At 61.6% G+C, this 25,082-nt stretch carries 23 protein-coding genes; 16 read left to right on the top strand and 7 right to left on the bottom strand.

Annotation, left to right across the window (positions count from 1 at the left end; translation table 11 throughout):
* Positions 1-149: 149 nt before the first annotated feature.
* The 10 genes from IB274_RS24960 to IB274_RS24920 all read left to right on the top strand — a co-directional run bounded on the left by IB274_RS24960 (position 150) and on the right by IB274_RS24920 (position 9,117).
* Positions 150-4,223: a hemagglutinin repeat-containing protein gene (locus tag IB274_RS24960; protein ID WP_318652923.1), complete on the top strand. Its 4,074-nt coding sequence runs from the start codon at positions 150-152 to the stop codon at positions 4,221-4,223.
* Positions 4,224-4,225: 2 nt separating this feature from the next.
* Positions 4,226-4,576, top strand: a complete 351-nt coding sequence (locus IB274_RS24955; protein WP_412548449.1) for a DUF596 domain-containing protein — start codon at positions 4,226-4,228, stop codon at positions 4,574-4,576.
* A 225-nt stretch (positions 4,577-4,801) separates the two neighbouring features.
* Positions 4,802-5,155 carry a hypothetical protein gene (locus IB274_RS29750; protein ID WP_225615013.1) on the top strand — a complete coding sequence of 118 codons (354 nt, stop codon included), beginning with the start codon at positions 4,802-4,804 and terminating at the stop codon, positions 5,153-5,155.
* 370 nt (positions 5,156-5,525) lie between these two features.
* Positions 5,526-6,728, top strand: a complete 1,203-nt coding sequence (locus tag IB274_RS30000) for a VENN motif pre-toxin domain-containing protein (RefSeq protein ID WP_318652922.1) — start codon at positions 5,526-5,528, stop codon at positions 6,726-6,728.
* Positions 6,712-7,077: a hypothetical protein gene (locus IB274_RS24940; protein WP_192435515.1), complete on the top strand. Its 366-nt coding sequence runs from the start codon at positions 6,712-6,714 to the stop codon at positions 7,075-7,077. The genes IB274_RS30000 and IB274_RS24940 overlap by 17 nt, the downstream gene beginning before the upstream one ends.
* Positions 7,078-7,241: 164 nt before the next feature.
* Entirely contained in the window at positions 7,242-7,592 is a 351-nt protein-coding gene (locus tag IB274_RS24935) for a DUF596 domain-containing protein (protein ID WP_318652921.1), read from the top strand.
* A 275-nt stretch (positions 7,593-7,867) separates the two neighbouring features.
* A complete protein-coding gene (locus IB274_RS30210) occupies positions 7,868-8,101 on the top strand; it encodes a hypothetical protein (RefSeq protein ID WP_192435514.1) in 234 nt (77 codons plus the stop codon).
* A 3-nt stretch (positions 8,102-8,104) separates the two neighbouring features.
* Entirely contained in the window at positions 8,105-8,455 is a 351-nt protein-coding gene (locus IB274_RS24925) for a hypothetical protein (protein WP_192435513.1), read from the top strand.
* Positions 8,456-8,488: 33 nt separating this feature from the next.
* Positions 8,489-8,671: a DUF6911 family protein gene (locus IB274_RS30205; RefSeq protein WP_412548446.1), complete on the top strand. Its 183-nt coding sequence runs from the start codon at positions 8,489-8,491 to the stop codon at positions 8,669-8,671.
* A gap of 185 nt (positions 8,672-8,856) precedes the next feature.
* Positions 8,857-9,117 carry a hypothetical protein gene (locus IB274_RS24920; protein ID WP_192435512.1) on the top strand — a complete coding sequence of 87 codons (261 nt, stop codon included), beginning with the start codon at positions 8,857-8,859 and terminating at the stop codon, positions 9,115-9,117.
* 152 nt (positions 9,118-9,269) lie between these two features.
* On the opposite strand, the gene IB274_RS24915 is transcribed toward IB274_RS24920, so the two are convergent.
* From IB274_RS24915 to IB274_RS24905, 3 genes are all read right to left on the bottom strand, one after another.
* Entirely contained in the window at positions 9,270-10,742 is a 1,473-nt protein-coding gene (locus tag IB274_RS24915; RefSeq protein ID WP_192435511.1) for a hypothetical protein, read from the bottom strand.
* A gap of 165 nt (positions 10,743-10,907) precedes the next feature.
* A complete protein-coding gene (locus tag IB274_RS24910; protein ID WP_024766695.1) occupies positions 10,908-12,014 on the bottom strand; it encodes a GlxA family transcriptional regulator in 1,107 nt (368 codons plus the stop codon).
* 383 nt (positions 12,015-12,397) lie between these two features.
* Positions 12,398-13,774 carry an L-serine ammonia-lyase gene (locus tag IB274_RS24905; protein WP_192435510.1) on the bottom strand — a complete coding sequence of 459 codons (1,377 nt, stop codon included), beginning with the start codon at positions 13,772-13,774 and terminating at the stop codon, positions 12,398-12,400.
* A 332-nt stretch (positions 13,775-14,106) separates the two neighbouring features.
* Between IB274_RS24905 and IB274_RS24900 the strand changes: the two genes are divergently transcribed.
* The 4 genes from IB274_RS24900 (at position 14,107) to choV (ending at position 18,318) form a co-directional block, all read left to right on the top strand.
* Positions 14,107-15,057, top strand: coding sequence for a choline ABC transporter substrate-binding protein (locus IB274_RS24900; protein ID WP_192435509.1), 951 nt, complete (start codon positions 14,107-14,109; stop codon positions 15,055-15,057).
* 241 nt (positions 15,058-15,298) lie between these two features.
* Complete coding sequence (locus IB274_RS24895) at positions 15,299-16,240, top strand: choline ABC transporter substrate-binding protein (protein WP_045213872.1); 942 nt, start codon at positions 15,299-15,301, stop codon at positions 16,238-16,240.
* A 54-nt stretch (positions 16,241-16,294) separates the two neighbouring features.
* Entirely contained in the window at positions 16,295-17,134 is an 840-nt protein-coding gene (choW, locus tag IB274_RS24890; RefSeq protein ID WP_081519043.1) for a choline ABC transporter permease subunit, read from the top strand.
* 5 nt (positions 17,135-17,139) lie between these two features.
* A complete protein-coding gene (gene choV / locus IB274_RS24885; protein ID WP_192210512.1) occupies positions 17,140-18,318 on the top strand; it encodes a choline ABC transporter ATP-binding protein in 1,179 nt (392 codons plus the stop codon).
* A 415-nt stretch (positions 18,319-18,733) separates the two neighbouring features.
* Here choV and IB274_RS24880 read toward each other — a convergent pair whose 3' ends face one another.
* From IB274_RS24880 to IB274_RS24865, 4 genes are all read right to left on the bottom strand, one after another.
* On the bottom strand, positions 18,734-19,744 hold the full coding sequence (locus IB274_RS24880) for an alpha/beta fold hydrolase (RefSeq protein WP_192435508.1): 1,011 nt from the start codon (positions 19,742-19,744) through the stop codon (positions 18,734-18,736).
* Between the two features lie 134 nt (positions 19,745-19,878).
* Complete coding sequence (locus IB274_RS24875) at positions 19,879-20,748, bottom strand: helix-turn-helix transcriptional regulator (RefSeq protein WP_192435507.1); 870 nt, start codon at positions 20,746-20,748, stop codon at positions 19,879-19,881.
* 53 nt (positions 20,749-20,801) lie between these two features.
* A complete protein-coding gene (locus IB274_RS24870) occupies positions 20,802-22,220 on the bottom strand; it encodes an aminotransferase (RefSeq protein WP_192435506.1) in 1,419 nt (472 codons plus the stop codon).
* Positions 22,221-22,312: 92 nt separating this feature from the next.
* A complete protein-coding gene (locus IB274_RS24865; RefSeq protein WP_192435505.1) occupies positions 22,313-23,416 on the bottom strand; it encodes a polyamine ABC transporter substrate-binding protein in 1,104 nt (367 codons plus the stop codon).
* A gap of 157 nt (positions 23,417-23,573) precedes the next feature.
* Here IB274_RS24865 and IB274_RS24860 point away from each other — a divergent pair, with 157 nt between their 5' ends.
* Positions 23,574-24,221, top strand: coding sequence for a TetR family transcriptional regulator C-terminal domain-containing protein (locus IB274_RS24860; RefSeq protein WP_192435504.1), 648 nt, complete (start codon positions 23,574-23,576; stop codon positions 24,219-24,221).
* A gap of 110 nt (positions 24,222-24,331) precedes the next feature.
* The gene (locus tag IB274_RS24855) at positions 24,332-25,081 is read left to right on the top strand and encodes a response regulator (RefSeq protein WP_192435524.1); all 750 of its coding nucleotides are present in this window, start codon (positions 24,332-24,334) and stop codon (positions 25,079-25,081) included.
* Position 25,082 lies beyond the last annotated feature (1 nt).

The raw sequence follows: 25,082 nt of genomic DNA, 5'->3' as shown, positions 1-25,082 counted from the left end.
GCCTCATCCAGGGTCGCGACCTCAACCTCATGGCCGGTGGCGACCTGCTCAACGTCGGCACCCTGCGCGCCAGCCACGACCTCAACGCCGTGGCCGGTGGCAGCATCCTCCAGGGCGGCCTGGTCGACGCCGGTGAGCGCGTCAGCCTCTTGGCCGGCGACAGCATCCGCAACGCCCTCGCCGGGCAGATCCGCGGCGACCAGATCGACCTCACCGCCCTGCGCGGCGATATCGTCAACGACCGCACCGCCGTCACAGCCAGCATCGGCGGCAGCGAATACAAGAGCTTCCTCGACGCCGGCGCCAGCATCACCGCCCGCAGCGACCTGAGCCTGGACGCCGCCCGCGACATCACCAACCGCGGCGCCGTCAGCAGCGGCGGCGACGCCTACGTCAGCGCCGGCCGCGATATCAACCTCGAAGCCGTCACCGACGCCAGCCGCCTGCGTGACGTGCAGAAAGGCGGCCATCACGTCACCACTACCACCGTCGAGCAGAACCACGGCTCCAGCCTCAGTGCGGGCGGCAGCCTGACCCTTGATGCCGGGCGTGACCTGAACGTGACCGGCAGCAAGGCCAGCGCCAAGGGCGACCTGACCGCCAGCGCCAGCCGTGACATCAACCTGCGCTCCGTCGAAGACAGCGCCAACGTCGAGGTGCGCAGCAAGACAAGCAACAGCCGAACCCAGGAGCAGACAGGGCAAACCCGGCAAACCAGCGCTGAACTTGTTTCCGGTGGCGATCTGCTGGCGATGGCGGGGCAGGACCTTAACCTCACCGCCAGCACCATCAGTGCCAGCAACGAGGCTTACCTCTACGCGGCCCGTGACGTGAATCTGCAGTCGGCAGCCGAAACGGACAGCCACTCGCTCAGCAAGACCAAGCGCAGCAGTGGGCTGCTTTCCAGCTCAGAGAAGAAAACCGAAGACAGCAGCCTTTACACCACCCAGGCTGGCTCGCTGGTCAGCGCCGACAAGATAGCCATCCGCGCCGGCCAGGACATCGGTGTCAGCGGCAGCGACGTCGCCTCCACCAACGGCACCAGCCTGCTCGCCGGGCGCAACGTCCTGATCGACGGCGCCACCGAAAGCACCGACACCCGTCACGCCGAATCGAAAAAGAAATCCGGCGTGATGAGCAGCGGCGGCATCGGCTTCACCCTCGGCTCGGCCAGCAGCAAGGCCACCGACACCAACCACACCGAGCAAACCCGCGGCAGCACCATCGGAAGCGTGCTCGGCAACGTCGACATCCAGGCCGGCAAAGACCTCACCATCCGTGGCTCCGACGTCATCGCCGGCAAGGACATCAACCTTAACGGGCAGAACGTCAGCATCCTGGCGGCGCAGAACGAAAACCACAGTGAGCAGACCTACAAGAGCAAGAGCAGCGGCCTGACCTTGGCCCTGTCCGGCAGCGTCGGCAGCGCGATGGACGCGGGCTACCAGACCGCCAAGGAAGCCAGGCGCGAAGACGACTCTCGCGTCTCCGCCCTGCAAGGCATCAAGGCTGGCCTGACCGGCGTGCAAGCCTGGCAGGCAGCCCAGCAAGGCACGGCAGAAGGCGGCGTCAGCCAGTTCTTCGGCATCAGCGCCTCGCTCGGCTCGCAGAAGTCCAGCTCGCAGCAGACCCAGCAGCAGAGCGTCAGCCAGGGCAGCAGCCTGAGCGCCGGCAACAACCTCAACATCCTCGCCACCGGCAGCGGCGCAGTGGGGCAGGACGGCGACATCCGCATCCAGGGCAGCCAGCTCAAGGCTGGCAACGACATGCTGCTGGCGGCCAACCGCGACATCACCCTGGAAGCCGCCGCCAACACCCAGAAGCTCGACGGCAAGAACAAGATCAGCGGCGGCGCAGTGGGCATCAGCCTGGGCTACAGCGCGGACAACGGCGTAGGCCTGAGCATCTTCGCCAATGCCAACCAAGGCTCTGGCAAGGAAATCGGCACCGGCACCACCTGGACCGAAACCACCCTCGATGCCGGCAACAAAGTCTCGCTGGTCAGCGGGCGCGATACCTCCCTGATTGGGGCCCAGGTCAACGGCGAGCAGATCATCGCCAACGTCGGCCGCGACCTGACCCTGAATAGCCTGCAAGACAGCGACCACTACGACGCCAAGCAGAAGAACGTCAGCGGCGGCGGCAGCGTCGCCATCATCGGTAGCGGCGGCAGCGCCAACGTCAGCGCCAGCCAGAGCAAGATCGACTCCAACTACAAAAGCGTGCAGGAGCAAACCGGCCTATACGCGGGCAAGGATGGCTTCCAGATCACCGTGGGCAACCACACGCAACTGGACGGCAGCGTCATCGCCAGCACCGCCGACGCCGACAAGAACCGCCTGAGCACCGGCACCCTGGGCTGGAGCAGCCTGGAGAACAAGGCCGACTACAAGAGCCAGCAACAGAGCGTCAGCGTCAGCAGCGCCAGCGACGGCAGCGGCCAATTCATCAGCAACATGCCCAGCGGCATGATCGTCGCCTACAACCACGGCGACAGCGCCAGCGGCACCACCGGCTCGGCCATCAGCGCTGGCACCATCGACATTCGAGACAGTGCCAACCAACAGCAAGACGTGGCCAGCCTGAGCCGCGACGTCGAACACGCCAACGGCAGCATCAGCCCGATCTTTGACAAGGAGAAAGAACAGCGCCGGCTGAAGGAAGTGCAGTTGATTGCCGAGATTGGCACTCAGGCGATGGACATCATCCGGACTCAAGGCGAGATCAACGCCAAGGACGCCGGGCGCAAGGAACTGAAAGAACAGGGCATCGACAACCCCACGCAGAAACAACTGGAAGCGACCGCCGCTTATCAGGATGTGATGCGCCAATACGGCACTGGCAGCGAATACCAGAAAGCCGCCCAGGCCGTCACCGCCGCCCTGCAATACCTGGCCGGAGGGGACATCGGCGGTGCAGTGGCCGGCGCTTCGGCACCCTACATCGCGAAACTGATCAAGGACCAAACCGGCGATAACGACACCGCTCGCATCATGGCCCAGGCGGTGCTTGGTGCCATCGTAGCCAACGCTCAGGGCAACTCCAGCATGGCTGGTGCAGCGGGGGCTGCGACGGGGGAGCTGATTGCTAAGCAGCTCTACCCAAACAAGCCTCACGACCAGCTCACCGAAAAAGAACGCCAGATCGTATCTGCTCTTTCGACTCTGGCTGCGGGTATGGCCGGAGGCCTCGCTAGCGGCGATAGCGCCGGTGCTTTCGCGGCCGCCGGAGCTGGCAAAACAGCTGTGGAAAACAATGATCTAGGCAGTCGTCTCTACCTAGACAGAAAAGTCGAAGAGTTCGCCGCCGCCGGCAATTGCGGTGGTATGTCGACAGAAAGTTGCCGCGCCAAATATGCCGAAAAAATCTTTGAAGAAGGCGGCGGTGCGAATGGCGTGATGCTTTCCGTCCTAATGGGCGTAGGGGCTCCGGTAGCAGCGGCTCTAGGCCCGGAACTGCTAATGGCCTGTATAGCCAACCCGGCTGTCTGCACTGAAGCGAGTTTGGCGGGGGCCGAGGTTCCCTTCGGTGCGGCAACGGCTGGTGGTACTGCGCTAGGTATGGGAGGCTTTGGTGGCCTGATTGGTAAGGAGGTATCGGCAGGGGCAGATGCAGCCGCGACGCTTCCAATCGGATATCGCGAAGGATCTACAGCGGGCTCCGGATTTGCCGCGACTGCAGGATTACCAGATGGCTATCGTAGGGTAATCAATACCAAGACAGGTAACACGGAAGTATTGGCGGCTGACGGAAAGCTGTACTTGGAAACAAGTAATGGCTTACAGCCCAAGGTCGGCGGAAATCTTTCAGCATTGTCTGAGGCCGAGAGGAGTATTAAGTCCCAGAGAAGTATGAGTGAGCTAATCAGCCAATTTGCAGATAAAGCTACCCTTCCTAAAGATTTTACGCTGAGTATTAATGGAGTAGTTTTAAGGGCAGATCCGGTTGTTAGTAAAAATGCTCCAGTGTATATAGGTGCTTCTGATGATATGGTTAAAAGCTATTTCTCTAACTTGGCAGGTGTGAGCGAGTTGCCTGTCCCAAAAAATATTGAGATTAGAGGTCAGCTTCATGAGTTGTATACTTTGGTACGAAGCGATGGAGTTAAGTTGAATCTTCGTAGCGGCTCTTCCTCAGGCGCTGAAACAGGGGCGAAGTGGACGATAGATATAATTGGTGCGCCAGGGATCAAGGCTCCTAAAGTTGAGGTGAAATTTAAGTGACGATGTCGATAACTGATGATGAATATAAAAGTGTGCTTGAGTGGAGCTATGGACTTTCGATTGATGCTTTATGGCTGAGCGTTTGCAGTATGTTAGAAGGTGCTACGTTTACAGAGCGCAAGGAAGGTTTTTTGGAAGTTCTTTCGCGAGTATTGAGCGAGGGGCGGGCGAGATTGGCGTGCGGTGTTTTTCTGGAGGGAGAAATTTCTGATCAGATAAAATCCTTTGAGCTTGCGTGGCCCGACGCTGCTGATATGAATGAGGATTTATTTTGGATTAGAAAAGATGGTGTTTCATGGATACCGGGCGGGCTGGTTTGGATATATGACGACGGCTCAGAAATTTGGACATAGAAGAATGAAAGGGGACCTAAAAAGGGGACAGATTTATTTTTCTTCTCTAAAGCTAGATGCAGGGTCAGGATTAGAGCACCGAAAATAAAACTGTCCCCTTTTTTTGCCAGAACAAGACGGTTGTAGGAAATAAATGGACCGGAACGACGTCAAGCGGCGTGAAAGTGGAAGGTTACCTTATCCCTAAAACCACTGTTTATCCAAAGCTATAGGTGGAATGGTTGGATGGAAATTAGATTTTTTTGGGAAGGCGATGGGGGTAATCGAGAGCCATACTGCCAATCGGATGTTTTGAATGATGAAGGGGTGGATCTTTTGGCATGTGTGCTCACTGATCATGGCGGCCAAGAGTATGCAAATACCATAGGTTGGCTGGATGAAGGATTATCTAAGGTAGAGCTGGTGAGGCGGGGAACAGTTGAAAACTCGGACTGGAGTCGTGAAAGTTGGGGGGTGAAATTGAGTGGTAATATTGCGAGAATATACTCTCTGTATGGCGACGAGTACTTTTTAAATATGAATATTGATGATTTTGAGAAAGCTCTGCTGGACTGGAAAAGGTTTATTCTGGCTGGTTAAATTGTAGCAAAAGGGGCTGGGAAAACTTTGCGGGAAGTGGAAGTAAGCTCTGGCGGCAAGGGCGCATGGACGAAAGAGCTAATAAGCTGGAGCCAAGCACGGCTTACAAAGTTGACGGGCAAAAGACCTATCAGACAGATAGTCTTGGATGTGTTGAGAAGTTTGAATCAAATATTTCGCTAACTAATGATGCGATAGCGACAGCGGTACCACCCGCTCGGCGATCAGCGCCGGCACGATCGAAATCCGCAATGGCGAAGCCCAGCAACAGGACGTCGCCGGCCTGAGCAGCGACGTCGAACACGCCAACGGCAGCATCAGCCCGATCTTCGACAAGGAGAAGGAACAGCGCTGGCTGAAGGAAGTGCAGTTGATTGCCGAGATTGGCACTCAGGCGATGGACATCATCCGGACTCAAGGCGAGATCAACGCCAAGGACGCCGGGCGCAAGGAACTGAAAGAACAGGGCATCGACAACCCCACGCAGAAACAACTGGAAGCGACCGCCGCTTATCAGGATGTGATGCGCCAATACGGCGCCGGCAGCGAATACCAGAAAGCCGCCCAGGCCGTCACCGCCGCCCTGCAATACCTGGCCGGTGGAGATATTGGCGGGGCCGTGGCCGGTGCCTCAGCGCCCTATGTGGCAACACTGATCAAGCAGCAGACCGGCGATAACGACACCGCCCGCATCATGGCCCAGGCGGTGCTTGGGGCCATCGTAGCCAACGCTCAGGGCAACTCCGGCGTGGCGGGTGCTGCGGGGGCTGCGACGGGAGAGCTGATTGCCGCCAGCCTCTACCCGAACAAGAACGCCAGCGATCTTACAGAAAGCGAACGACAGATCGTTTCGGCGCTTTCCACGCTTGCCGCGGGGATGGCGGGTGGCTTGGCGACAGGGGATAGCGCTGGGGTTGCGGCGGCGGCCGGGGCGGGTAAGACGGCGGTTGAGAACAACTTTCTTGGTGAAGGAACTCCGCCTGGAGTGATGAGTTACGGCCAGGCTGCTAGCTCCCTGAATGACTACATGCTCAAGAATGGAGCAACTGCCGAAGAAATGGCTCAGGCCCAGCGTGATCTGGCTCAAGGCGTTGGTTTTGACGGCGCCCAACCAGCCAATGAGTTCATCAAGGCTTGGGCCGAGACGATGGGCGGTGAAGCGCTGGGCCTTGGTATTGCGGGCTTTTTGGGTAGATTCCTAAGATTTGGGGCGGCAGGTGCGGGAGCAGGTGAGGTCAGTTCAAAAGGTTACACTGGTGGTTTCGGCCCTATGTATAAGCAAGCCGATAGTCCTCAGTTGGAAAAGATACTTACCTCCTACTTCGGAAAGGACAAAACCGGTACGCGGGTGGGTAATGGAGGAGTAGCAGACGCATTGAGGTACGAAAAGCAAACAGGAGACCTGCTATCTGAAGCTTCTCATGAGCAAAAAGCTCGAGAAGTTCAGACTCGGTTGAATAATTTTGTAAGAAATGCGGACAATCAACCTCCAGGTTCGTATCCCTACAGCCAAAGAGATGTTGATTATGCGCGCGAGTTGATAAAGGATTTGGATAATGCTCTCCAGTACTGAGGCGTTTTTAAAGTTTATTTCGTGGATTCTCTCCTTGCAGCTGTTTTCCTCGGAGCAGCTTGTTGAAATTCTTCAGGAGTTTAATGGCGTCGAAGGTGTTGTTAATGATGAGCTTTATATCTCGGCATACGAAGAGTTGGCGCGTTATGTTTCGCATAAGGTCTCTATTGACGAGATGGCGGATCTATTAAGAGCTAGCGTTAATGAGTTGAGCAGCATGCCTGGAGAGCAGTACTACTTTGTTGAAGCAGTTGTTGATGAGTATTCTGCCGAGCATCTGAATGTTACTCAGCTTATAGATTCATCTCCTGAGAGATACAGGAAATATTTGAGCAGACGTTTTGGATAATTTGCAGAGGCGAAATTTAGGCGCGAAAAGGAGACCGCACAAGTGAAAAGGGGACCTTGGCCTCAAATGGTCAGCGCAACAGCTCGGATAATTTTTCCGCTGGCGACTAAAATCCTAACGTCTTGAACGATTAATGGTGGTCGAACTGTGGAGATTAAGTTTAAGTGATTGAGTCGGTTTATAAGAACGTGTTGAAGAGCTCATTTGGGCTTTCAATGGAGGTCATATGGCAGCATATGGCGGTTGAGTTGTCCGGCGTTTCTGTCGATTACAAAAAACGAGTTGAGACTTTCTTTTCTCTTGTTGAATGGCTCCTGTCAGAGGGACATCTGAAGCTGGCAAATGATGGTGTATTTCTTCAGGGCAGCATTCAAGAGCAGCTAGCTGTTCTAAAGGAGGCATGGCCTGACAATCCTGGCGAGGATGATCTTGATGGGTTCGGCTTTTGGTTTTTAACTGAAGCCCCTGCCGGAGCGGTATGGATAGATTTTGACGGGAAGGAGTTCTGGACATAGCTTTATAAGCTGGAAGCAAACGGGGCTGGGACGGCTGGACGCGAGCTAACTCCTGTATTTAAAGATTCCGATACAGGCTTGAATGCAATCAATCCCATTGCCTCCAACAACAGAGGCAGGATTCAGGAGTTAGGCCTTGATCTTGACAAGGGAAAGCTTGCATTGCATGAAGGTCAGGCGGCTGTCCAGTTGGAGAAGTTCTTGGATGGAACCTTAAAGAGGGTTGATCCACCGACAGTGCCAGGACAGAAGAACCCCCGACTTCGTATTTGTTGATGGCCCTTATGCAGGAAAGACTATGGACTGACAGCACAAGGTCGACTCAGATAAATAAATTCTTCTCAAATAATGCTTCGCAAAATCAGAAGCAACTTGTCGATCACATCGGGAAGGCTGATATTGTTCCGTTGGACTATAGAAATTTAACCCCTGCTAACCAAAGCATGGTCAATTCATGGATAACGAATCTCACTTCTGGGCAGCAGAGTAAGATTCTTATTTTGAGGTGACCCATGGGTATGTATATTTCTATAGGCGATGGTACGGGCTGGTCTGCTTCTGGTGGGGTCTTTGACTGTATTGTTGAAGCTACAAGGAAGCTGTTCAAAGATGATGAGCAGTGTTGTCTGAAAGCAATCTATACACCGCTTGATGAACAGGGGCAAAGCTTCATCGTCTTGGATTATGTTGATGAGAGCTGCTTCAATCTGTTTTATTCTTATTGCAAGAAGGCAATGGATGATTTTCCGCTTTCAGAGAGAGCAAGGCTTATTACTGAGGTTCGTGTTCCAGGAGTTTTGTTTGGTTGGTCTGAAGTTCTAAGAATTATGCGGGAAGACCCTCGATATCGAGGGTCTATGTAAATAAAAACCCCAGCCAATGAGCTGGGGTTTTTATTGCCTGCGATTTACCGCCCGAACCGCTGTCTTCCAGTTCAATTTGGTGGTGATGAGTTCGACTCTCGAATGGTTTGCACTGACATCTCAGTAGCAGAAGTTATCTTCAAAGAGCTTTATGAAACGGGAAATTTGGAGAAAGGGCTATCTCAAATGCGTTCCCCGTGGAATACAAAGCCATAAAGCGAGGCACATAAATAGCCTCGGCACTGCCGGGGCTAATTGTTTCTACCGCTGTAACTCCCTACCGCCCGAACCCCCTCCGTTCATGCTCGGCCCGATACAACGACTGCGCATCGGAGACCGTCACTCGCACCGCCCCTGACGGCAGCCAACAGATCAGCTTCATCCCCGTCGACTACACCGGCGTGCCCTTCGCCGCCGTCGACCCGACCGCTGCCGACACCTTCCGCCTGCCGCAAGGCCAGTACGGCCTGTTCATCCGCGCCACCGATCCCGGCGCGAACTACCTCATCGAAAGTAACCCGGCCCTCACCGACCTGGGCAAGTTCCTCAACTCCGGCTACCTGCTCGACAAGCTCGGCTTCGACGCCGACAAGGCCTGGAAGCGCCTGGGCGATGGCGCCTACGCAATGCACCTGATCCGAGAATCCATCCCACGGCTTTAATGATTCGGCCCGCTGCGACCCTCGTCGGTACAAATCAATCCCGCGCCATACCTCCCTCGGCGCACGCTCATTCAAGTTCTGATGGGCGCGCACGCGGTTGTACCAGAACTCGAACTGGGCCTGGCATTGACGGATTAGGGCCGGAGCGCTGCTCAGGGCAGGTCGGCGGCCACTTCCAGCGGGGTGAGGGGGAAGGCGTCGCCAACCGGATCTCCTAGCAAGGCCAGGTAGCGTCGACCTTGTTCCTCTACCGTCACTTTTCTCCCTGCGTCGAGGGGGAGTGTCGGGCAGACGACGCGCAGGTTGTTCGTGTCGGGGAGCAGCAGCGCGTGGCGAGGCGCACTCTCCTGCAGTTTGCTGCGCAGGCTGAGGCGGCACGGTCGTGGTTGCGTGGACAGCCAGGCGCCGCGCAGTTCATAGCGGTCGCCGCCGAGCAGGCGCAGGCTTTCCACCTGTGCCAGGCGCCAGGATTCCTGGGGAGATGGCCGGATGCCGAGCAATTCGCCGGCCATTGGTGGCGGCGAGTCATCCCAGTTGCCGCTGAAGTACTGCCCGGTGGTACGAGGCTGCTTCAACTGCAGGGTGGCTGGTGCGCTGGGCTTGGGCGAGGGGCGGCTGAACTCGATGTCGTCCTGATGCGCGACCGTCTCGTCCAGCCCGCCGCGGCCACTGGAGTGGTGGGACCAGACGTCGCTCTCGTGTTGCTGGCGCTCGAAGTGACGGGCATCGAGGCCGGTGCCCTCGGCGACGCCGAGGTGCGCGAGCAGGGCCGGGATGCCGCGGCAGACCTGCCAGGGACCCGGGGCCGCCTCTGCCGTGCTCCAGCAGGCGAGCAGATGGGCGTTGAGATCGAAACCCGCGTCGCCGTTGCTGGCTGCAACGAAGCGCTTGAGCATGTCCAGCAGTTCGTCGAGCTTCAGGGCAAGGCCACTGCTGCTGCTGCTGCTGCTCGCGGCGCCCGGATCGCGGAAGGGACGGTCGCTCTCTCGGTCGAGCCGCCAGGTGTCGCCCGGCTGTTCCGGCCGGATGTGCACGATGGAGGCGAATGTCTGGGTAGATTCGATCAGCGCCGGGAGGCTCTGAGCAGGAATCTCCAGAGGCCTGGAGCCCGCGATGAGCAGGCAATGCAGATAACCACCCGCGATGGTCTGGCTGCGCTGCTCGAAGGCTTCGCCGTCGCTGATGGGCAGGTGCTGGACTTCCAGCCGCAGGGCGCGCCCGTACAGCTGGTGCAGCAGGTGCCACAGGCCGGGCGGTGCCGGATGCTGGTTCTGCAGGCAGTTGAAGTGGATTTCCTGGAGGCTGCGCACCATGCGTTGCATCAGCAGTGCTGCGGTCTTGCGCTCGGCGCGGCGGGTGCGCAGCAGGTGCCAGTAGCCGCTGAGCAGCCGGCGGTGGAGGGCGAGGATGAGCATTTGCGCCTTGTCGGCCCGGGCCTGGGCGAGCGCGTCGGTCTGCTCGCCGAGGAGGTCGCCGAGCTGGCGGCTGACGTCGAAGATTTCCGGGCGCAGGCGTTCGAGTTGGCGCAGCAGCTGGATGCCGGTCAGCGTCGAGCGGTTCAGCTCGATGGCCGTGCGGTACAGCTCCCGCGTTCGCCGCGCCAGATATTCGAGGGCGGTATCCATGTGTCTCGTGGCTCCGAAGCTTGCCGGCTTGGGCCGACCGTTCGGAGACTGCGAGATTCTCGGCGCTTTGCGATTCAGACGAATCTGAATGATGGGGAGTCATGCGTCACAGTAATAAAAAAGGGGAGGCCGGTGGCCTCCCCTTTGTGTTGCTCCAGAGGGGCGTCAGAGCACCCGCACGCTGGCGAAGGTGGATTCGCCCTGGGCCTGGCTGAGGGCCGAGATGGCCGAGGAGTTTGGCATGAGGGCCAGATCCTGTGGGATGGGCATGACCATGACCGGCTGGCCGATGGGCTGGCCCTGGCGCTCGTCGCGCGGCGGGATGCCGAAGTATTCGCGGTAGCACTTGGAGAAGTGGGGGGTGGAGACGAAGCCGCAGACCGAGGCGACTTCGATGATCGACATCGAGGTCTGCTTGAGCAACTGGCGCGCGCGGATCAGGCGCAGCTTGAGGTAGTAGCGCGACGGCGAGCAGTGCAGGTACTTCTGGAACAGGCGCTCGAGTTGGCGGCGCGAGACGTTGACGTAGACGGCCAGTTCGTCGAGGTCGATGGGCTCCTCGAGGTTGGCTTCCATCAGCGCGACGATTTCCTGCAGCTTGGGCTGGTTGGTGCCGAGCATGTGCTTGAGCGGCACGCGCTGGTGGTCCTGTTCGTTGCGGATGCGCTCGTAGATGAACATCTCGGAGATCGCCGCGGAGAGTTCGCGACCGTGCTCGCGGCCGATCAGGTGCAGCATCATGTCCATCGGCGCGGTGCCGCCGGAGGAGGTGAAGCGGTTACGGTCGATGGAGAACAACCGGGTGCTCATGGCCACGCGGGGGAAGGCTTCCTGCATGGCGGCCAGGCATTCCCAGTGCACCGAGCAGTCGTAGCCGTCGAGCAGGCCGGCGCGGGCCAGGGCCCAGCTGCCGGTGCATACGGCGCCGAGCTTGCGACCCAGGCGCGCCTGGGCCTGGAGGAAGGTGGTGTGTTCGCGGGTGACGCTGCGCTGGATGCCGACGCCGCCGACCACGATCAGCGTGTCCATCTGCGGGGCGCTGTCGCAGGCGGCGTCGGGGGTGATCTGCAGGCCGTCGCTGGCCCAGACCTGGCGGCCATCAAGGCTCAGGGTGTGCCAGCGGTAGAGTTCGCGTCCGGAGAGCTGGTTGGCCATGCGCAGCGGTTCCACCGCCGAGGCCAGGGAGATCAGGGTGAAGTTGTCCAGCAGCAGGAAGCCGATGGACTGCGGAGCTCGGTTTTGCGGGGGAACTCCGGGGTTGAACGCGTTCATTCGATCACCTCACGCTAGTCACAGTCGCCTCACGGGAGGCGTTTTTTATGCTTGTTGTTCTGTTCGGGAGTCCACCTCGGGCTGAGCCCGGGCTGTTCCTCTGTTCTCTCTGTCTATTAGCAAGGCAAATGCCGTGCCTAGGTTGAATGGCCGTTCAATTAAAAAAGAAAGCGGCATGGGAATGCCGCTTTTGCAGGCCTGGATTGCGACGCCTCGCAGGTCGCAAATACGCATGGATCGGGGCCTGGGGTTTTTGGTAGCACTCACCGGTCACGCGACCGGCGGTGCCCTGCGCGGAACGGTAACGCCCCTTGTGCTGTCGGGACGGGCGTACCGTTTGCGCCATCAGGGGGCGCGCCGGGGCTGGCGTGGTCGATTGGGGGTCAGCATTCGATGATGCTGACGGCCAGTCCGCCGCGCGAGGTTTCCTTGTACTTGTCGTGCATGTCGGCGCCGGTGTTGCGCATGGTGCGGATCACCTGGTCAAGGCTGATGAAGTGCTGGCCATCGCCGCGCAGGGCCATCTGCGCGGCGTTGATGGCCTTCACCGCGGCGATGGCGTTGCGCTCGATGCAGGGCACCTGGACGAGGCCGCCGACCGGGTCGCAGGTGAGGCCCAGGTTGTGTTCCAGGCCGATCTCGGCGGCGTTCTCCACCTGTTCGGGGGAGGCGCCGAGCACTTCGGCGAGGCCCGCCGCGGCCATGGCGCAGGCGGAGCCGACTTCGCCCTGGCAGCCGACTTCGGCGCCGGAGATGGAGGCGTTCTTCTTGCACAGGATGCCGACGGCAGCGGCCGCCAGGAGGTAGTTGGTGACGTCGTCGTCGCTGGCGTCGGGGTTGAAGCGCATGTAGTAGTGCAGCACTGCGGGGATGATGCCGGCTGCGCCGTTGGTGGGCGCGGTGACCATGCGCCCGCCGGCGGCGTTTTCCTCGTTCACCGCGAGGGCGAAGAGGTTGACCCACTCCATGGCGGAGAGGGTCGAGCCGATGACGTTGGGCTTGCCGATTTCCTGCAGGTTGCGGTGCAGGCGCGCGGCGCGGCGCTGCACGTTGAGCCCGCCGGGAAGGATGCCTTCGTGGCGCAGGCCGTTGTCGACGCAGTCGCGCATGGCCTGCCAGATGGTCTTGAGGCCTTCGCGGATGTCGGTTTCGCTGCGCCACATGCGCTCGTTGGCCATCATCAGCTCGGACACGCGCAGGTTGTGGCGGCGGCAGAGCATGAGCAGTTCGGCGGCGCTGGCGAAGTCATAGGGCAGCACGGTGTTGTCGGTGTCGAGGCTGCCGGAGGCGGCCTGTTCCTCGTCGACCACGAAGCCGCCGCCGATGGAGTAGTAGGTGTCGCTGTGCAGCACGTGGTCGCCTTCGATGGCAGTCAGGCGCATGGCGTTGGGGTGGTAGGGCAGGTTTTCTTCGAGCAGGCGCATGTCGCGGACCCAGTCGAAGGGGATCGCCCGGCTGCCGGCCAGCAGCAGTTCGCCGCTGCTGCGCAGCTGCGCCATGCGCGGTTCGATCTGGCTGGGGTCGATGCGGTCGGGCCATTCGCCCATCAGGCCCATGATCACGGCGCGGTCGGTACCGTGGCCGACGCCGGTGGCGGAAAGTGAGCCGTACAGGCGCACTTCCACGCGGCTGGTGCGTTCGAGCATCTGCCGCTCGCGCAGGGCGCCGACGAACAGCGCGGCGGCGCGCATGGGGCCGACCGTGTGCGAACTGGAAGGGCCGATACCGATCTTGAACAGGTCGAACACACTGATTGCCATGCCGGACTCCGGGCGAGCTGCACGTCCTTGAAGGAGGGGAGAGGCACGTCCCTGTGCCCGCGATGCCCGGCCATGATCGACCCAAGTCCGGCGCCGGCTGCGTCCATCGACGACGCGGCCGTATCCAATAACGCCGCCGCGCACCCTGTCGATGCGGGGCGTGCAGCCACCTGTTCCGGGGCCGACGAAAGCTTGCCTCTTTACGACGCGAGCGCCATGAACCACGACCGGTCGATAGGCGTGGGCGGCTTCGCTGTTCCATGATCCGCCACCGACGAACGGCCGCGTTCGCCCGTATCCACCCCCATTCTCCGCAGTCAGAGGCTGGTCTCATGAAGAGTCTTGTGTCGTCGCTGTTGGCGTTATCCGTGACCTTATCCGTAGTGCTTCCGGGCGCTGCGCGCGCCGCCGAACCCGAATCCTGCGCCGTGGTGCGCTTCGCCGATGTCGGCTGGACCGACATCACCGTGACCACTGCGGTGACCCGCCTGGTGCTCAGCCACCAGGGCTACCGCACGCAGGTGGTGCGGCTGTCGGTGCCGGATACCTACAAGGCGATGTCGGAGAAGAAGATCGACGTGTTCCTCGGTAACTGGATGCCGAGCATGGCGAACGACATCAAGCCTTTTGCCGACAAGGGCCAGGTGGAAACCGTGGGCGCCAACCTCGAAGGCGCCAAGTACACCCTCGCGGTGCCGCGCTATGCCTATGAGGCGGGCCTGAAGACTTTTGCCGATATCGCAAAATTCAAGGAGCAGCTGGGCGGGCGTATCTACGGCATCGAGCCGGGCAACGACGGCAACCAGCTGATCCAGAAGATGATCAAGGAGAAAGCCTTCGGCCTGGGTGACTTCAAACTGGTGGAATCCAGCGAGGCCGACATGCTGGCCTACGTCAAGCGAGCCGGGGCCTTGAAGCAGCCCATCGTGTTCCTGGGCTGGGAGCCGCACCCGATGAATACCCGAATCCAAATGAACTATCTGGAGGGAGGGGATTCCTACTTCGGTCCCAACTATGGCGGTGCGACGGTCTTCACCAACGTCAGAGCAGGCTATCTTCAGGAGTGCCCCAATGTCGCGCGGCTGCTGAACAACCTGAAATTCGACCTGGCGATGGAGAACCAGTTGATGGATGCGGTGCTCAACGAGCGACGCAATCCCCGCCAGGCCGCCAAGAGTTGGCTGAAGGCCAACCCGCAGGTACTCGACGGCTGGCTGCAGGGTGTCGCTCCGAGCGCATCGGGTGCGGCGCCAGGGGGCCAGAAAACCGCCGCCATGGAATGATCCGGGCCTCTGCAAGTCGCTGGAACCGGGCCTTTCCACTGGATGCGACATGGCTGGTGCTGAATACGACTTCGCCTGCACTGGATGCGACCCACCCGGTAGGCGACGAAATTTTCCTGCTCCATGATCGTTTACGAAATGACAACAAAAGGACCTGTACCTGAGGTCCCACCAATAATTTTCAGACCGCCGCGCCCCATGCGCGCAGCGCCGTCGCCCCACCCCGCAGAGGAGTACGCTCATGAAAGGTTGCAAGTCTTTGCTGCTGGCTGCTGTGTCCGTTTGCGCACCGCTGGCGGTTCAGGCCGCTGAACCTGAGTCGTGCGGCACGGTTCGCTTCTCCGACGTCGGCTGGACCGACATCACCGTGACCACCGCTACTACCCGTCAGGTGCTCGAGTCGCTTGGCTACACCACCAAGGTGACCATGTTGTCCGTGCCGGTGACCTACAAGTCGCTGGCGAACAAGGATCTCGACGTCTTCCTCGGCAACTGGATGCCGAGCATGGCCAACGACATCAAGCCCTACGCCGACAATGGCTCGGTGGAGACGGTGAAAGCCAACCTCGAGGGCGCCAAGTACACCCTGGCCGTGACTCAGGCCGCTTACGACGGCGGGCTGAAATCCTTCGCGGATATCAGCAAGTACGCCGACAAGCTGGGCAACAAGATCTACGGCATCGAGCCGGGCAACGATGGCAACCGCCTGGTCCAGGGCATGCTGGACAAGAACCAGTTCGACCTGGGCAAGTTCAAGCTGGTGGAGTCCAGCGAGGCGGGCATGCTCTCGCAGGTCGGGCGCGCCGACCGCCGCAACCAGTGGATCGTGTTCCTGGGCTGGGAACCGCATCCGATGAACACCCGCTTCAAGATGAAGTACCTCGAAGGCGGGGACGATGTGTTCGGCCCCAACTACGGCGGCGCGACCATCTACACCAACGTCCGCAAGGGCTACGTCCAGGAATGTTCCAATGTCGGCAAGCTGCTGACCAACCTGACCTTCACCCTGGAAATGGAAAACAAACTCATGGACGCCGTGCTCAACGGGGGCAAGAAGCCCGAAGAGGCGGCAAAAGCCTGGTTGAAGGACCATCCGGAACTGCTCGACGCCTGGCTCGCCGGCGTGACCACCCGTGACGGCAAACCGGCCTTGGCGGCAGCCAAGGTGGCATTCGCTAAGTAAGTGCCGAAAGCATTGCCGTTGGCCGATTCCTCAAGCTTCTGATGGGCCCGCATTATGTTTCTGACTGACCACAAGTTACCGCTGGGCGAGCATATCGCCGCCTTCGTCGACTGGCTCACGCAACATGGCGCGTCGGTGTTCGACAAGATTTCCGACACCCTCGAGTTCCTCATCCACGGCGTCACCAACAGCCTGCTCTGGTTCAACCCGCTGGCGCTGATCGCGCTGCTGGTCTTCCTGGTGTTCTACATCCAGCGCAGCTGGGGGCTTGCCGTATTTGCCCTGGCCTCGCTGCTGCTGATCCTCAACCTGGGGTACTGGCAGGAAACCATGGAGACCCTGGCGCAGGTGATCTTCGCCACGGTGGTGTGTATTGCCGTCGGGGTGCCGCTGGGCATCCTGGCGGCGCACAAGCCCTGGTTCTACACCGGGCTGAGGCCGCTGCTGGATTTGATGCAGACGGTGCCCACCTTCGTCTACCTGATCCCCACCCTGACCCTGTTCGGCCTGGGTGTGGTTCCGGGTCTGATCTCCACGGTGATCTTCGCCATCGCCGCGCCCATCCGCCTCACCTGCCTGGGTATCCAGGATGTGCCGGCGGAGCTGTTGGACGCCGGCAAGGCCTTCGGCTGCTCACGCTGGCAACTGCTGACGCGCATCGAGCTGCCGCACGCCATGCCAAGCATCGGCGCGGGGATCACCCAATGCATCATGTTGTCGCTGTCGATGGTGGTTATCGCCGCGCTGGTGGGTGCTGATGGCCTCGGCAAGCCGGTGGTCAACGCGCTCAACACGGCGGACATTTCCCTCGGCTTCGAGGCCGGTCTGGCCATCGTCCTGCTCGCCATCCTGCTCGACCGGGTGTGCAAGCAACGTTCGCTGCGGGGGAGGTAAGTACTATGTCGGCGATTCGATTCGAACATGTGGATGTGATTTTCGGCACCCACACCAAGGAAGCGCTCAAGCTGCTGGATCAGGGCCTGGGCCGCGAGGAAATCCTCAAGCGCACCGGCCAGGTGCTGGGTGTCGAGGATGCCTGCCTGGATGTCGAACGCGGCGAAATCTGCGTGATGATGGGCCTGTCGGGCTCGGGCAAGTCCAGCCTGCTGCGTTGCATCAACGGCCTCAACCGGGTCAGCCGCGGCAAGCTGCTGATCGAGCACGAAGGCCAGCAGGTGGATATCGCCAACTGCTCGCCGGCGGTGCTCAAGACCATGCGCACCAAGCGCATCGCCATGGTGTTCCAGAAGTTCGCACTGATGCCCTGGCTGACCGTGGCCGAGAACATCGGCTTCGGCCTGGAGATGCAGGGTCGCCCGGCCAACGAACGCAAGAAGGTGATCGACGAGAAGCTCGAACTGGTCGGCCTGTCGCAATGGCGCGATAAGCGCCCGGATTCGCTCTCCGGCGGCATGCAGCAGCGCGTCGGCCTGGCCCGCGCGCTGGCAATGGACGGCGACATCCTGCTGATGGACGAACCCTTCTCTGCGCTGGACCCGCTGATCCGCCAGCAACTGCAGGATGAACTGCTGGTGCTGCAACGGCAGCTGCACAAGACCATCGTCTTCGTCAGCCACGACCTGGACGAGGCGCTGAAGATCGGTACGCGCATCGCCATCATGAAGGACGGCCGCATCATCCAGCACGGCAAGCCCGAGGAAATCGTGCTCAGCCCGGCGGACGACTACGTGCGCACCTTCGTCGCCCACACCAACCCGCTCAACGTGCTGTGCGGCTCCAGCCTGATGCGTGGCCTGGACCAGTGCCGCCGCCAGGCCGACGAGGTGTGCTTCGACCAGGGCCGCGACTGCTGGCTGGGCCTGACCGAATCGAACCAGATCAAGACCGCTCGCCAGGGCAGCAACATCATCGACCTGCAGCAATGGCGTCCGGGCGACCCGGTGGAAAAGCTCAAGCACGAGCCAACCCTGGTTGACGTCAACATCCGCATGCGCGACGCGCTGCAGATTCGCTACCAGACCGGTCACAAGCTGGTGTTGCAGGAGCAGAGCCGCGTCGTCGGCGTGCTCGGCGACAGTGAGCTGTACCACGCGCTGCTGGGCAAGAACCTGGGCTGATTGCCCGCCCGAATGAAAAACGCCGGCTACCTGCGAGGGGAGCCGGCGTTTTTGTTGGGGCCGGCGATGATGTGCACCTGTAGGTGCGCCCATGGGCGCGATTCTGCAGGTGCCAAGACTGCTCTTCGTAGGAGCGAGCTTGCTCGCGAACCGCCCAGTACCCGAGTCGCCGGGAAGGGTTCGCGAGCAAGCTCGCTCCTACAGGTCGGGCCCGGTGCCACGGCTGGCCTTCACCCTAACCCTCTCCCAGAGGGAGAGGGGACCGTCCGGCGCAGGATGAACCCGTGGCATCAGCCGGCACAACCGGCTCCCTCTCCCTCCGGGAGAGGGCTGGGGTGAGGGGAGCCCCTGCGCCGATGCTGCAAGGAAACGTAGGAGCGGACTCCGTCCGCGATCGCTCAGCCCTGGGCACAGATCAGCGCTTGAGCTCCGCCAACCCCTTGAGCAGCGCCTCGTGGAAGCGCTTGGGGTCCTGGATCTGCGGCGCGTGGCCCAGGTCGTCGAACTCCACCAGGGTGGCGTTGGGGATGGCCTTGGCGGTCGACTTGCCCAGTTCGACATAGTTGCCCAGCTTGGCCTTCAGGTCGTCCGGGGCCAGGTCCTTGCCGATGGCGGTGTTGTCCCTGGTGCCGATCAGCAGCAGCGTCGGCATCTTCAGCTGGCCGAATTCATAGACCACCGGCTGGGTGAAGATCATGTCGTAGAGCAGCGCCGAGTTCCACGCCACGCGCTCGTGACCGGCGCCGTTGAACAGACCGGCGAGCATGTTCACCCACTTGTCGTACTCGGGTTTCCATTGGCCGGCGTAGTAGGTTGCCTGCTCGTACTGGCGAATGCCTTCGGCACTCGTCTTCAGTTCGCGCTCGTACCACTGGTCCGGGGTGCGGTAGGGCACGCCCAGGGCCTTCCAGTCTTCCAGGCCGATGGGGTTGACCATGGCCAGTTGCTCGACCTGCTGCGGGTACATCAGCGCGTAGCGGGTGGCGAGCATGCCGCCGGTGGAGTGGCCCAGCAGGGTGACTTTGCCGATCTTCAGGTGCTCGAGCAGCGCGTGGGTGTTGGTCGCCAGCTGCTGGAAGCTGTACTGGTAGCGCTCGGGCTTGGTGGACTTACAGAAGCCGATCTGGTCCGGCGCGACCACGCGGTAGCCGGCGTCGCTCAGGGCGGCGATGGTGGTTTCCCAGGTGCCGGCGCAGAAGTTCTTGCCGTGCAGCAGCACCACGGTGCGGCCGTTGGGCTGCTTCTTGGGCTTCACGTCGATGTAGGCCATGTGCATGTGGTGGCCCTGGGACGCGAAGCTGTAGTGACCGACCGGGTAGGAGTAGTTGAAGCGCTCCAGTTCCGGGCCGTAGGTGGGTTTGGATTCGGCGGCGTGCAGCGGCAGGGCGGCGGCCAACAGCAAGGCGGGTAGCCAGCGGCGGGGCATCGGGGAGCTCTCCTGGTGGTGGGGCACGGGTCAGACAGCGGGAAAGGCCATAGGTTGGCAGATTTCCGCGTGCGCCGCCGCATCGGTTGGTATCGAAATCCGTACGGTCGTGAGCTTGGCGGGAACCGCAGGTGTCAGGCCGCGCTCACACCGCCGGTGAGCCAGTCGATGAACAGCGAGAACAGCTCCGCCTGGGAGTTGATCGCCAGCTTGGTGTAGAGGTGCTTGCGGTGCATGCGCACGGTTTCCGGCGAGATATCCAGCACCCGCGCGCTGGATTTCACCGAGTGGCCGCGCAACAGCAGGTGGGCGATTTCCCGTTCGCGCTCGGTGAGCAGGTCGGCGCCGAAGTTCATGAAGGCCGCGCGGATATGCCGGTTCAGCGGCGCCTGGGCGTCCGGCGCGCTGACTTTCACGCCGCGCCCGGCCAGCAGCAGGTCCAGCCCGCCATTACGCTCGAACTGGCGGAACAGCTCGCGCACCAGCGGCAGGGCGGTGGCCAGCAGGTCCAGCTGGGTCTCGCTGAAGCGTGCGCCGCTCTCGCCCTGGTACAGGCACAGCGAGACCTTGCGCGTCTCGCCCAGGTCGATGATGAAGTGACAGTCCTCGGTGCAGCCGAACTTGAGGTAGTAGGTCTTGTAGTACTCGCTGGCGAAGAAATCGTCCGGGGCTATGTCGGCCAGCGGGTAGAAGCCTTCGGTGAGGCCGTCTTCCATGGCCAGGCAGAAGGGGTCGAGCAGGTAGCCGCGGGCGTAGTAGCGGTCGACCAGGGCCTCGTGGTGGTCCGGGTGGACGCCGCGCTGGTACAGCGGTTGCGGCGGCTGACCGCGCTGTTCCAGGCCGAGCATCACCGACTCCACCGGCACCAGGCAGCCCAGGGCGTCGGCCAGGCGTTCGACGAAGGCGACTTCGCCGACGCTGGCCAGTGCGCGCGCCAGTCCCGCATGCCAGGCATGCAGGGCGGGTGCGTCGGAGGTTTCGCTCAGCGCCTGGGATTCGCTCATGTCCGGCAGTCTAAAGGGCTGCCGGGGTGTAGGCAAAATCCTCGGATCGATCATCAGTGCCCCGCGTAATCACCGCTGCGCTTGAGGTCTTCGGCGGCTTCGAGGATCGACTCGCGCAGGGTGTCGACGATCTCGTCGACCTGCTCGCGGGTGATGGTCAACGGCGGCGACATCACGTTCAGGTGCACGATCGGCCGCACCAGCAGGCCCTTGGCCTGGGCGCGCAGGTGGATCTTCTCGCCGATGTTCAGCTCCTCGGGGAAGAGCACCTTGCTGCGCTTGTCGGCAACGAACTCGACGCACGCCATCAGCTTCTGGCAACGCACGCTGCCCACCAGCGGCAGGTCGGCCAGTTCCTGCAGGCGCTGCTCCAGGTAGCCGCCGACGTCCTTCACGTGCTCCAGAAGATTCTCGCGCTCGATGATCTCGATGTTCTTCAGTGCCGAGATGCAGCTCACCGGGTGCCCGCTGTAGGTGAAGCCGTGGGCGAAGCAGCGGCCCTTGTCGGCCTCGCCGATCACCTTCCAGATGCGGTCGGAGAAGATGCACGCGCCCAGCGGCAGGTAGCCGGAGGTCAGGCCCTTGGCGGTGGTGATGATGTCCGGCTGCATGCCGAACACGTCCTCGGAGGCGAAGAAGGCGCCGAGGCGGCCGAAGGAGGTCACCACCTCGTCGGCGACGTAGAGCACGTCGTACTGCTGGCAGACCTGCCACATACGCTGGTGGTAGCCCTTGGGCGGGATGATCACGCCACCCGAGCCCATGATCGGCTCGGCAAAGAAGGCGGCCACCTTGTCCTGGCCCAGTTCGAGGATCTTGTCCTCGAATTCCTTGACCAGGAATTCGAGGAAGTCGGTTTCGGTCATCCCTTCCGGTGCGCGGTAGGGGTTGGGGCAGGAGATGTGGTGAATGACGTCCTTGAGGAAGTCGAACTCGGCCGGGTGGTCGGCGACCTTGCCACCCAGCGACATGGTGAGGAAGGTCGAGCCGTGGTAGGCGTTGACGCGGCTGATGATGTGCTTCTTCTCATGCTTGCCGCGGCAGTTCTGGTAGTACTGGATCAGGCGGTAGGCGGTGTCCACGGCGGTGGAGCCGCCAGTGGTGAGGAACACGTGGTCGAGGTCGCCCGGCGCCAGTTCGGCGAGTTTCTCGCAGAGCTGGATGGCGGTGACGTTGGCCATGTCGCAGAAGGGGTTGGAGTAGGCCAGTTTGCGTACCTGCTCGGCGATGGCATCGGCCATTTCCGCGCGGCCCAGGCCGATGTTCGTGCACCACATGCCGCCCACTGCGTCCAGGTAGCGATTGCCCTTGGTGTCGTAGATGTAGGCGCCCTCGCCGGCGGCGATGTTCAGCGCACCGTTGACCCGGTGATCGTCGAACACGTGATAGCCGTGCATGTAGTGGGCTTTGTCGGCGGCGACCAGCTGCTCGTCGTTGAACTGGGCGAAGAAGGCTGGGGTTGGAGTGGTCATCTGCTTTACCTCGGTGTTTCGATTATTCGTGTGGGGGAGAGCCTTCTCCCCGTGCCCCGGCGCTCAGGCCGGGGCGTTTGGTTGGCGATCCATCAGGTCCCGGTCTTCACCGCGTTCCAGGTGCGGGTGATCAGGCGGGTCGCCTTGGGGGTCTGCACTTTCTGGGTGAACAGCCGGGCGCGGGTCTCGGCGTCGGGGTAGATCGCCGGGTCGTTGCGCACTTCGGCGGCCAGCAGCGGGGTGGCGGCGGCGTTGCTGGAGGCGTAGCGGATGTAGTCGGCGACGCCGGCAGCCACCCTGGGCTGCAGCATGTATTCGATGAACTTGTGGGCATTCGCCACGTGCGGCGCGTCGGCCGGGATGTAGAAGTCGTCGAACCAGATCAGCGAGCCTTCCTTGGGTACGAAGTAGCCCAGCTTGACCTTGGCGCCGGCTTCGTCGGCGCGGGCCTGGGCGGTGGCGTAGTCGCCGGACCAGGTCATCGCCATGCACTGGTCGCCGTTGGCCAGGCCGTTCAGGTAGCTGGTGGAGTCGAACTTGCGGATGTACGGGCGGATCGATTGCAGCAGGTCCTGGGCGGCCTTGAGGTCCTCGGGCAGCGCGCTGTTGGGGTCGCGCTTGAGGTAGGCCAGGGCCAGCGGGATCACGTCGGTGGGGGAGTCGATGATGGTGACCCCGCAATCGGCGAATTTCGACACGATCTTCGGATCGAACAGCATCGCCAGCGAGCCGATCGGCGCGTCCGGCATGCGCTGCTTGATCTTGTCGATGTTGTAGGTGATGCCGTTGCTGCCCCAGGTGTAGGGCGCCGAGTACTTCACGCCCGGATCGTAGTGGTCCAGGTGCTTGAGCACGTCCGCATCGAGGTTGTTCCAGCTGGGCAGCTTGGACTTGTCCAGCGGCTGGAACACGCCCGCCTTGAGCAGCGGCGGCACCAGGGCGGCGTTGAGCACCACCAGGTCGTAGCCCGAGCGGCCGGGCAGCAGTTTGCCCTGCACGGTTTCGTAGGAATCGAAGGTGTCGTAGACCACCTTGATCCCGGTTTCCTTCTCGAAGTCGGCGATGGTGTGTTCGCCGATGTAGTCGGTCCAGTTATACAGCCGCAGCGTCTTCGCGCCTTCGGCATCCTCCCCGTGACCCAGTGCCGGCAAGGTCGCCAGCGCCGCGCTGAGTACTGCTGCGAGCGTTTTCTGCATGTCAGTCCCACCTTTGATTTTGTTATGGATTGGAGATATCGCGGATGAAGCCACTCTCGACCAGGGCCAGTTCCCCGGCCATTCCCCGAACGGGTAGGTACTGGCGCCTAATCGAACAATCGTTCAGATTGGCCACCTGAAACCTTAGGAGCCAGGCATGAACGAGGAAGTCCGCTTTACCCGACTGGAGCCGGAGCAGCGCAAGGCGCTGCTGATCGAGGCCACCCTCGCGTGCCTGAAACGCCATGGCTTCCAGGGAGCCTCCATACGCAAGATCTGCGCCGAGGCCGGGGTTTCGGTGGGGCTGATCAACCACCACTATTCGGGCAAGGACGAGTTGGTGGCCGAGGCCTACCTGACCGTTACCGGGCGGGTCATGCAGCTGCTGCGCGAGGCCATCGCCGAGGCGGCGCCGGATGCCCGCGCGCGGCTGTCGGCATTCTTCCGTGCGTCGTTTTCCGCCGAGCTGCTCGACCCGCAGCTGCTGGATGCCTGGCTGGCGTTCTGGGGCGCGGTGAAGACGGCTGAGGAAATCAACAAGGCGCACGATCATTCCTACGGTGAGTACCGCGCGCTGCTGACGCAGGCACTGAATGAACTGGCGAAGGAGCAGGACTGGGCCGATTTCGACGCGGAACTGGCCGCGATTGCCCTCAGCGCCTTGCTCGATGGGTTGTGGCTGGAGTCCGGTCTGAACCCCAATACCTTCACCCCGGAGCAGGGCGTGCAGATCTGCGAAGCCTGGGTAGATGGCCTCCAGTACGGTGGCCGGCAGCGCTTCTGTCGGGCGTCGGGAGCCTGTTGATCGATTGTTCAGCGGGCGGTAACCTGCCGCCATCTGCAGGACAGTTCCTACAGCTCTACCTCCACGCATAACAAGAACGGCCCCGTCACGAGCGGCGGCCTCAGCAGGGTATTGCGATGACTTCCCGTGTACTGATCGTCGACGACGATCCGGTGATTCGCGAGCTCCTCCAGGCCTATCTCGGCGAGGAAGGCTATGACGTGCTTTGCGCCGGCACCGCCGAACAGGCCGAGGCGAGCCTCGCCGAAGCCGAGCAGGCCGAGCAGCCCATCGACCTGGTGATGCTCGATATCCGCCTGCCCGGCAAGGATGGCCTGACCCTGACCCGCGAGCTGCGGGTGCGCTCGGAGGTCGGCATCATCCTGATCACCGGGCGCAACGACGACATCGACCGCATCGTCGGCCTGGAATGCGGCGCCGATGATTATGTGATCAAGCCGCTGAACCCCCGCGAACTGGTGTCCCGCGCGAAGAACCTGATCCGTCGGGTGCGCCACGCCCGGCAGCCCGCCGCCGCGCCTGTCCATGGCGGCAGCCGACAGAACCACAAGCGCTTCGCCCACTGGACGCTGGACCCGGACCGCCGTCGCCTGATCGACGCCGGTGGCAGCGAAACCCCGCTGACCCACGGCGAGTTCCAGTTGCTCTGCGTGTTCCTGCGCAACACCGGCCACACCCTGAGCCGCGACCAGTTGATGGACCAGATCCGCAACCGCGAATGGCTGCCCAACGACCGCTCCATCGACGTGCTGGTTGGCCGCCTGCGCCGCAAACTGCGCGACGACCCGGCCGAGCCCGAACTGATCATCACCATCCACGGCGCCGGCTACCTGTTCACCGCCCCGCCCGCCGACGCCTGAG

Source organism: Pseudomonas sp. PDM18 (assembly GCF_014852585.1).
Taxonomy (GTDB): Bacteria; Pseudomonadota; Gammaproteobacteria; order Pseudomonadales; family Pseudomonadaceae; genus Pseudomonas.
This window is presented reverse-complemented; position numbering and strand designations above follow the sequence as displayed.

What these genes read in the sequence shown, in the direction of transcription:
- IB274_RS24955 (WP_412548449.1), top strand. Translation starts at nt 4,226, where the DNA reads ATGTCGATAACTGATGATGAATATAAAAGTGTGCTTGAGTGGAGCTAT.
- IB274_RS29750 (WP_225615013.1), top strand. Translation starts at nt 4,802, where the DNA reads ATGGAAATTAGATTTTTTTGGGAAGGCGATGGGGGTAATCGAGAGCCA.
- IB274_RS24940 (WP_192435515.1), top strand. Translation starts at nt 6,712, where the DNA reads ATGCTCTCCAGTACTGAGGCGTTTTTAAAGTTTATTTCGTGGATTCTC.
- IB274_RS30210 (WP_192435514.1), top strand. Translation starts at nt 7,868, where the DNA reads ATGGCCCTTATGCAGGAAAGACTATGGACTGACAGCACAAGGTCGACT.
- IB274_RS24925 (WP_192435513.1), top strand. Translation starts at nt 8,105, where the DNA reads ATGGGTATGTATATTTCTATAGGCGATGGTACGGGCTGGTCTGCTTCT.
- IB274_RS24915 (WP_192435511.1), bottom strand. Translation starts at nt 10,742, where the DNA reads ATGGATACCGCCCTCGAATATCTGGCGCGGCGAACGCGGGAGCTGTAC.
- IB274_RS24910 (WP_024766695.1), bottom strand. Translation starts at nt 12,014, where the DNA reads ATGAACGCGTTCAACCCCGGAGTTCCCCCGCAAAACCGAGCTCCGCAG.
- IB274_RS24905 (WP_192435510.1), bottom strand. Translation starts at nt 13,774, where the DNA reads ATGGCAATCAGTGTGTTCGACCTGTTCAAGATCGGTATCGGCCCTTCC.
- IB274_RS24900 (WP_192435509.1), top strand. Translation starts at nt 14,107, where the DNA reads ATGAAGAGTCTTGTGTCGTCGCTGTTGGCGTTATCCGTGACCTTATCC.
- IB274_RS24895 (WP_045213872.1), top strand. Translation starts at nt 15,299, where the DNA reads ATGAAAGGTTGCAAGTCTTTGCTGCTGGCTGCTGTGTCCGTTTGCGCA.
- choW (WP_081519043.1), top strand. Translation starts at nt 16,295, where the DNA reads ATGTTTCTGACTGACCACAAGTTACCGCTGGGCGAGCATATCGCCGCC.
- choV (WP_192210512.1), top strand. Translation starts at nt 17,140, where the DNA reads ATGTCGGCGATTCGATTCGAACATGTGGATGTGATTTTCGGCACCCAC.
- IB274_RS24880 (WP_192435508.1), bottom strand. Translation starts at nt 19,744, where the DNA reads ATGCCCCGCCGCTGGCTACCCGCCTTGCTGTTGGCCGCCGCCCTGCCG.
- IB274_RS24875 (WP_192435507.1), bottom strand. Translation starts at nt 20,748, where the DNA reads ATGAGCGAATCCCAGGCGCTGAGCGAAACCTCCGACGCACCCGCCCTG.
- IB274_RS24870 (WP_192435506.1), bottom strand. Translation starts at nt 22,220, where the DNA reads ATGACCACTCCAACCCCAGCCTTCTTCGCCCAGTTCAACGACGAGCAG.
- IB274_RS24865 (WP_192435505.1), bottom strand. Translation starts at nt 23,416, where the DNA reads ATGCAGAAAACGCTCGCAGCAGTACTCAGCGCGGCGCTGGCGACCTTG.
- IB274_RS24860 (WP_192435504.1), top strand. Translation starts at nt 23,574, where the DNA reads ATGAACGAGGAAGTCCGCTTTACCCGACTGGAGCCGGAGCAGCGCAAG.